Here is a 7,292-nt window from a genome sequence, read left to right as displayed (position 1 = left end):
TATTTAGTTTTATAGGTTTTCATTTTAAGTTTGTTTTGCTGGTGCATTAGATTTGGAGTCAGCATATGATTTGATAAATGCGGTCTTTTTTCATTATAAATCGCTACTGTTTCTTTAATTATTTGCTTCATAATTGGTAAGTCTTTGTTGTATTTGTCAATATTGAATTCCTGCTTTAAGATGCCGTTTATTCTTTCTGCCACAGCATTTTCGTAGGGATCAGAGTTTTGGGTCATACTTGGGTTTATTTTGTGCTTACTGAGTTCTTTTTGATATTCATTGGCGCAATATTGCAATCCTCTGTCAGAATGGTGTATCAACGGTAATCCCGTGTTTCCTCTCTGCTTAACAGCTAGTTTCAAAGCTACCAAACTGCTTTCTGTATTTAAATTATCAGACACATTATAGCCCACTATTTTCTTTGAATAAGCATCAGTTATCAAACTTAAATAACAAGGTTTCTCTCGTTTTCCGATATAAGTGATGTCCGACACCCAAACCTGTTCTGGCCTGGTTATTTGTAAATCCAGTAGTTGGTTTTTGTACTTTCTAAAGCGATGGTGTGAGTTTGTGGTTATGTGGTACGAACGCTTTGGAACGATCAATAAGTGGTTGGCCCTTAGTATATCAATAAATTTATCCCTTCCTATTTTCAATGTTTTTAAATCTTGATTTAGTAAATAGTACAACTTTTTGGCTCCTAACCTTGGCATTTGTGTTCTGATTTCTAAAACCATTTTCACAACCAATGCTGCCTTGTCCTGCTTGATAATGCGACGTTTTATACTTCGATAATAAACCTGTCTGTCTACCCCGAACAAAGTACAGGCAAACATTACTGTTTGTTTTTCTTGTTCTTTAAAATGGTCGATTGTTCGGGTGACGAGTTTTTTCGGATGTCAATTTGATATTCTTTTTCGGCAATATCAATCATCATATCGAATATGATGGCCTTCTTATCGGCAACGAAAGCTTGCTGTTCTAAAAATGCTTTTTGCTTTTCAAGTAGCTTGACCTTTGCTTCCAGTTCCATTATTTTTTGTTCAGGGGATTTTGGCATATTGGAGGGCGTTTTGTTTTCCCAATCAAAGCTACCAAATTTTCTTAACCATTCAACTATTGTTGAACGTGCCTGGATCCCATATTTGCGGCAAGCTTCATGAGTTGACAACTTGCCATGTTCAATTTCCTGAACTACTTGTAGTTTAAAAGACATTGTGTAGTCTTTCTGTGTACGCTTTACATAGCGGTTTTCTTGGTGGTTTTCCATAAGGATACTTTTTGTGTATCGCTATTTCAGGACAAGACAATGACATAAATTAAAAAAGCACCTTTTAAAAGGTGCTTTTTTAATTGTATAAATGGATTAATTTTAATTAGTAGAAGCCATCAAAGCAAAAAACTTATCAATGTTTGGAAGAATAACAATACGTGTTCTTCTGTTTTTTGACATGTTGTCTTTTGAGTCATTCTCAACAAGTGGCTGATAACTACTTCTTCCAGCAGCAATCATTTTATCGGGAGATACAGCAAATTTTTCTTGTAGTTTTCTTACCACCGATGTTGCTCTTAAAACACTTAAATCCCAATTATCAGAAATATTTGTAGTGCTTATGGTTCTAGAATCGGTATGACCTTCAACCATAACTTCTAAACTAGGTTCAGAATTTATAACATCAGCCAATTTTTGTAAAATGTGGTCTGCCTTAGAGCTCAATTGATAACTACCAGTATTGAATAACATATTATCGGCAATAGAAATCATAACAACCGTTTCATTAATGTCTACCGCAATATCTTCATCTTCATTCATGTTACTGGCTCTTATTGTTTTTCCTAAATTATAGGCAATAGCCAAATTCATGGAATCCTTAAGTGTTTTAGCTTTATTTAATTTATTGGCGTCAACTTTTGTTAATGTTTCTCGCATTACTTTTTTGGAATCGTTCGACATGAATGCTGCATTGTCTCCAACAACTTCATATTTAGAATCGCTATCTTCTTTTAATGATATAATTTTGGAATTATATTCATCAACACGAGCTTGAATTATATCAAATTTAGCTTCTAAATCTTCTTTAGCAACTCTAGTCTTTTGTAATTCGCTTTTTATTTCACCATTTTCTTGCTCTAATGCTACATACTTCTTTTTTGAAACACAAGAACTTACAATGATTGCAAGTAGTAAAATTGAAATTTTTTTCATAATTTTTATTGTTAAATATTAGATATAATTTATTTACGGATATAAATTAGTTTTAGATGTTTGATTGAGAGTTTAATGCGGGAATTTTATGGGCAATGAACTAAAACAACTCAAAAAGAATTACTTAAGGTAATTTTTGAATCGAAAAGAATTCCTCGACGCTTTGCGTTGGGGTTTCCATTGAAATTGTCATTCCAGTGAAAACGAGAATCCAAATAGAGAATTTTGATTTTTGACCCGTAGATCAAAATGAAACGAGCGAAAAACCTCTATGGCTCTGCCTCCAGGATAGTTCGTTTCAAAAAATTATTTATTGACATGCAACTGTAGAATCGGGATATAATCAAAAAAAAGGTCAGACTTTAATTAAAGTCTGACCTTTTTAAACTATATATAAGTGTTATTATAGCTCTAAAGCTTTTTTAACATCGTTATTCATTAATAATTCTGTAGGGTTTTCTAAAGCTTCTTTAACAGCCACTAAAAAACCAACACTTTCTTTACCATCAATAATTCTATGGTCATAAGACAAAGCTACAAACATAATAGGTCTTATTTCAACCTTACCATTAATAGCCACAGGTCTTTCAACAATATTGTGCATCCCTAAAATACCACTTTGCGGTGGATTAATAATTGGGGTTGAAAGCATACTACCAAAAACACCACCATTAGAAATGGTAAACGTTCCGCCAGTCATTTCATCAACTGTTATTTGTCCGTCACGTGCACGTATAGCCAATCGCTTTACTTCGGCTTCAACACCTCTAAAACTTAAATTTTCAACATTTCGCATCACGGGAACCATTAATCCTTTTGGTCCAGAAACGGCAATACTGATGTCGCAAAAATCATAAGTTATCATTTCATTGCCATCAATCATGGAGTTTACCGTTGGGTACATTTTTAAGGCTCTTACCACAGCTAATGTAAAGAAACTCATAAAACCTAAACCAACACCATGTTTTGTTTTAAACGTTTCTTTGTATTCATCACGCAAAGCAAAAATAGGAGACATATCAACCTCATTGAACGTGGTTAACATAGCCGTTGTATTTTTTGCTTCCACCAAACGTTCTGCCACTTTTCGGCGTAACATAGACATTTTACTTCTAGTAGTACCTCTACTTCCTCCTGTAGGTGTCCCCATAGAAGGTACGGCACTAACAGCATCCTCTTTAGTTACCCTGCCATCTTTTCCGGTTCCAGAAATGGTAGAAGCACTTATGCCTTTTTCGGCTAGGATTTTCTTTGCAGCAGGACTTGCAGAACCTGTTGCGTATGTTTTTGTTTCTGCTGCAGCTGGTTTTGGAGCCTCAGCTTTTGGAGCTTCTTCTTTCTTTTCAACTTTTGGTGCATCCCCTTCTGGTTTTGCAGCACTCGTATCAATCAAACATACCACAGCACCAACAGCAACAGCGTCGCCTTCTTCAGCCTTAAGTGTAATAATTCCACTAGCTTCTGCGGGAAGTTCTAGGGTTGCTTTATCGCTATCTACCTCGGCAATGGCTTGGTCTTTTTCTACATAATCTCCATCTTCTACAAGCCATGTAGCTATTTCCACTTCTTTAATGGATTCTCCCGGCGATGGCACTTTCATTTCTAAAATCATTCTTTATAATTTTAATTATTTTATACTATATCAAAAACAGCATTTATAACTGTTTGTTGTCTTCGTTTATCTCTTGTGCTAGATCCTGGAGCTGGTACAGAGCTGTATGGTCTTGCTAAAACCTCTAGTTTAACTAAAGTCATACGTTCTGCCATATAACTCCAAGCGCCCATGTTTCTGGGTTCTTCTTGTGCCCAAATGTATTTTTCAACATGAGGATATTTATTAATAACGTTTTGTATTTTTTCGAGATGTAATGGAAATAATTGCTCTATTCTTACCAATGCTACATCATCTCTTTCAAGTTTTTCTCGCTGAGCCTCTAAGTCATAATAGAACTTACCAGTACAGAACACTAATTTTTTTACATTTTTAGGCTCAATAACGTCATCAATTATTTCTTGAAACCTACCATTAGCTAACTCACTTATAGATGAAACGGCTTTAGGAAGCCTTAACAAACTTTTAGGTGTGAAAACTATTAATGGTTTTCTATAATTGCGTTTCATTTGACGACGCAATAAATGATAAATGTTTGCGGGTGTAGTACAATCTGCCACAAACATATTGTCGTTAGCGCATAATTGTAAGTAACGTTCTATTCTGGCAGATGAATGCTCTGAACCTTGACCTTCATAACCATGGGGCAATAGGACAACAATACCGTTTTGGGCTTTCCATTTATCTTCAGCGGCCGATAAGTATTGGTCGAAAATAATTTGGGCACCATTACTAAAATCACCAAATTGAGCTTCCCAAATAGTTAAGGTATTTGGGTTTGCCATAGCATACCCATAATCAAAACCAAGAACAGCATATTCAGATAAAAGTGAATTAAAAATATCCATTTTACCTTTGCTCTGCGGATTGGTGTTTAATAAATTAATACGTTCTTCAGATACTTCATCCCGTAAAATAGCATGACGATGGCTAAACGTACCGCGCTCAACATCTTGCCCTGAAATGCGAACATTAAAGCCTTCTTCAAGCAAGCTGCCATAAGCCAATGTTTCTCCCATACCCCAATCAAGAGTATCAGTTTCAAAAACCATATTTGCTCTTCCTTCTAAGATTCGTTCTGCTTTTCTAACAAATTTCACGCCTTCTGGAACGGTGGAAACTAATTTAGCTATATTTTTTAATTTATCTAAGGAATAGGTTGTATCCTCACCTTCCAACATGGTCTCTAAACCGCTTCGGGTAAAACCATTCCAACGTTCTTGCATGAATTCCCTAACCTTTGAGGCGTCTAATTCTTTAGCTTTGGTATATTCAGTTTCTAAAGTATTTTTAAACTCTTCGTTTATAGCTTGAGCATAGGCCTTATCAATAGTGTTTTCAGCAATTAATTTTGAAGAATATACAGTAAAAGGATCTGGATGTTTTGCTATGGCTTTATATAATTTAGGTTGCGTAAATCTAGGTTCGTCACCTTCATTGTGCCCATACTTTCTGTACCCTAATAAATCTATATAAACATCCTTTTTATAACGCATTCTATAATCTAACGCCAATTCTACAGCATGTACAACAGCTTCGGCATCATCTGAGTTTACGTGCAGTACGGGTGATAAAGTTACTTTGGCAATATCGGTACAATAGGTGCTTGAACGGGCATCTAAATAATTAGTGGTAAAACCAATTTGATTATTAACTACAATATGTATGGTTCCACCTGTTTTGTAGCCATTTAACTGACTCATTTGGGCCACTTCGTAAACAATGCCTTGTCCCGCAATAGCAGCATCACCATGAACTATAATTGGTAATATTTTAGAATTATCGCCATCATAATCACTATCAATTTTTGCTCTTGTAATGCCTTCGGCCACAGAAGCAACGGTTTCTAAGTGTGATGGATTTGGAACCAAATTCATTCTTATTTTTTTACCATTCTGATAGGTTTTTTCAAGCGTTAACCCTAAATGGTATTTTACATCACCATCAATATTTTCGTCTTCAAAATCCTTACCATCAAATTCGCTAAAAAGTTCATGCGCTGGTTTTCTAAAAATATTAATAAGGGTACTTAAACGACCTCTGTGAGCCATACCTAAAACACATTCTTTTACTTGGTATTTTTCAACAGCATAAAAAAGCGTATTACTAATGGCTGGAATTAACGATTCACCACCTTCTAAAGAAAACCGTTTTTGACCTACATATTTTGTTTGCAAAAAGTTCTCAAAAGTGACCGCTTGGTTTAATTTAGAAAGAATATATTTTTTCTTTTCTTCAGAAAAATTTGGCTGGTTATCATTTAAGTTAAGTTTGTCTTGCCACCACTTAATCACATCCGGATTACGAAGGTACATATATTCAATACCGATAGAACTGCAATAAATACGCTCTAAGTGAGTAATGATTTGACGTAAAGTCTTTGTGCCAATACCTAATATTTCCCCTGCATTAAAAGTCGTATCTAAATCATTTGCGCTAAGACCGAAATTCTCAATCGCTAATGACGGTTCGTAGCTTCTTCGTTCCCGTACCGGATTGGTTTTAGTGAATAAATGGCCACGCATTCTGTACCCATCTATAAGCTTAACAACTTTAAATTCCTTTTCTATTTTTTCAGGAATTTGTGTTGATACGCCTTCAATAATTTCACCACTTAAACCATAACTCTCACTGCCAAAGTCGTAACCTTGAAAAAAGGCTCTCCAACTTGGTTCAACAGAATCAGGATTTTGTAAATATTGATCGTATAAGTCGGCAAAATAGGCCGTATGTGCTGCGTTTAGAAATGAAAATTTATCCATTATAATTAATAGTTCCGAAAAGGGTTTTCAAAATTTCGTCAAAAATACAACTTTTGCTAAAAATAGAAGTTTCTTTTAATATATTTATAAGACTTTTAAATTCCTTTTCATCAATAAGTTGACGATTTCGTTAATTTATTAAAAAATTACAATTGAATGAATAAAAAAATAATAATTCACAAAAAAGCGGCCTTTATTATTCTGTTTTTTTTAGGTTTTAATAATTTGGTTCAGTCTCAACAGTCCAATGATTTTTGGAACCATGTTCGATTTGGCGGCGGCATTGGGTTGGGTTTTGGAGACGGTTTTTTTAGCGGAACTTTGGCTCCAAGCGCCATCTATGAATTTAATGAAACCGTTGCTTTGGGTTTGGGATTAAACGGAACGATAAACAATAGAAAAGGCTTTTATAAATCGACAATTTATGGAGGTAGTTTGATTGGCTTGGTAAATGTGATTCCACAATTACAATTTTCTTCTGAATTTGAAAAGCTTAGAGTTAATAGAAAATATGATGCTTCTTTTAATCTTCCAGACGATAATTATTGGTCGCCTGCATTATTTTTAGGTTTAGGTTACAGGAATGGCAACGTCACTTTCGGTATTAGATACGACGTATTATATGATGAAAAAAAAAGTATTTATGCCGACCCTTGGATGCCGTTTGTTAGGTTTTATTTTTAGCTTCTTTTTTCATGAACTGCACTTAGCT

General features: G+C 34.8%; 6 protein-coding genes. 1 reads left to right on the top strand and 5 read right to left on the bottom strand.

The window, feature by feature from the left end:
- The 5 genes from CSW08_RS12110 to CSW08_RS12095 all read right to left on the bottom strand — a co-directional run.
- Positions 1-836 (bottom strand): IS3 family transposase (locus CSW08_RS12110; RefSeq protein WP_203226825.1); only part of this gene is annotated, 836 nt, incomplete at its 3' end.
- Positions 836-1,270 carry a transposase gene (locus CSW08_RS18275; RefSeq protein WP_203226826.1) on the bottom strand — a complete coding sequence of 145 codons (435 nt, stop codon included), beginning with the start codon at positions 1,268-1,270 and terminating at the stop codon, positions 836-838. The genes CSW08_RS18275 and CSW08_RS12110, both read right to left, overlap by 1 nt.
- A gap of 102 nt (positions 1,271-1,372) precedes the next feature.
- On the bottom strand, positions 1,373-2,206 hold the full coding sequence (locus CSW08_RS12105) for an OmpA/MotB family protein (protein WP_106660145.1): 834 nt from the start codon (positions 2,204-2,206) through the stop codon (positions 1,373-1,375).
- A 403-nt stretch (positions 2,207-2,609) separates the two neighbouring features.
- Positions 2,610-3,818, bottom strand: a complete 1,209-nt coding sequence (gene odhB / locus CSW08_RS12100) for a 2-oxoglutarate dehydrogenase complex dihydrolipoyllysine-residue succinyltransferase (RefSeq protein ID WP_106660144.1) — start codon at positions 3,816-3,818, stop codon at positions 2,610-2,612.
- A gap of 20 nt (positions 3,819-3,838) precedes the next feature.
- Positions 3,839-6,580 carry a 2-oxoglutarate dehydrogenase E1 component gene (locus CSW08_RS12095; protein WP_106660143.1) on the bottom strand — a complete coding sequence of 914 codons (2,742 nt, stop codon included), beginning with the start codon at positions 6,578-6,580 and terminating at the stop codon, positions 3,839-3,841.
- A 156-nt stretch (positions 6,581-6,736) separates the two neighbouring features.
- On the opposite strand from CSW08_RS12095, the gene CSW08_RS12090 reads away from it, so the two are divergent.
- The gene (locus CSW08_RS12090; RefSeq protein ID WP_106660142.1) at positions 6,737-7,264 is read left to right on the top strand and encodes an alpha-ketoglutarate decarboxylase; all 528 of its coding nucleotides are present in this window, start codon (positions 6,737-6,739) and stop codon (positions 7,262-7,264) included.
- Positions 7,265-7,292 lie beyond the last annotated feature (28 nt).

This window comes from Confluentibacter flavum, assembly GCF_002843175.1.
In the GTDB taxonomy this organism is placed as follows: domain Bacteria; phylum Bacteroidota; class Bacteroidia; order Flavobacteriales; family Flavobacteriaceae; genus Confluentibacter; species Confluentibacter flavum.
The sequence above is the reverse complement of the archived record's forward strand: the minus strand, read 5'-3'. Positions and strand labels throughout refer to the sequence as shown.

Bases quoted from the DNA above. Each gene is read 5' to 3' on its own strand.
- CSW08_RS18275 (WP_203226826.1), bottom strand. From the start codon at position 1,270: ATGGAAAACCACCAAGAAAACCGCTATGTAAAGCGTACACAGAAAGAC.
- CSW08_RS12105 (WP_106660145.1), bottom strand. From the start codon at position 2,206: ATGAAAAAAATTTCAATTTTACTACTTGCAATCATTGTAAGTTCTTGT.
- odhB (WP_106660144.1), bottom strand. From the start codon at position 3,818: ATGATTTTAGAAATGAAAGTGCCATCGCCGGGAGAATCCATTAAAGAA.
- CSW08_RS12095 (WP_106660143.1), bottom strand. From the start codon at position 6,580: ATGGATAAATTTTCATTTCTAAACGCAGCACATACGGCCTATTTTGCC.
- CSW08_RS12090 (WP_106660142.1), top strand. From the start codon at position 6,737: ATGAATAAAAAAATAATAATTCACAAAAAAGCGGCCTTTATTATTCTG.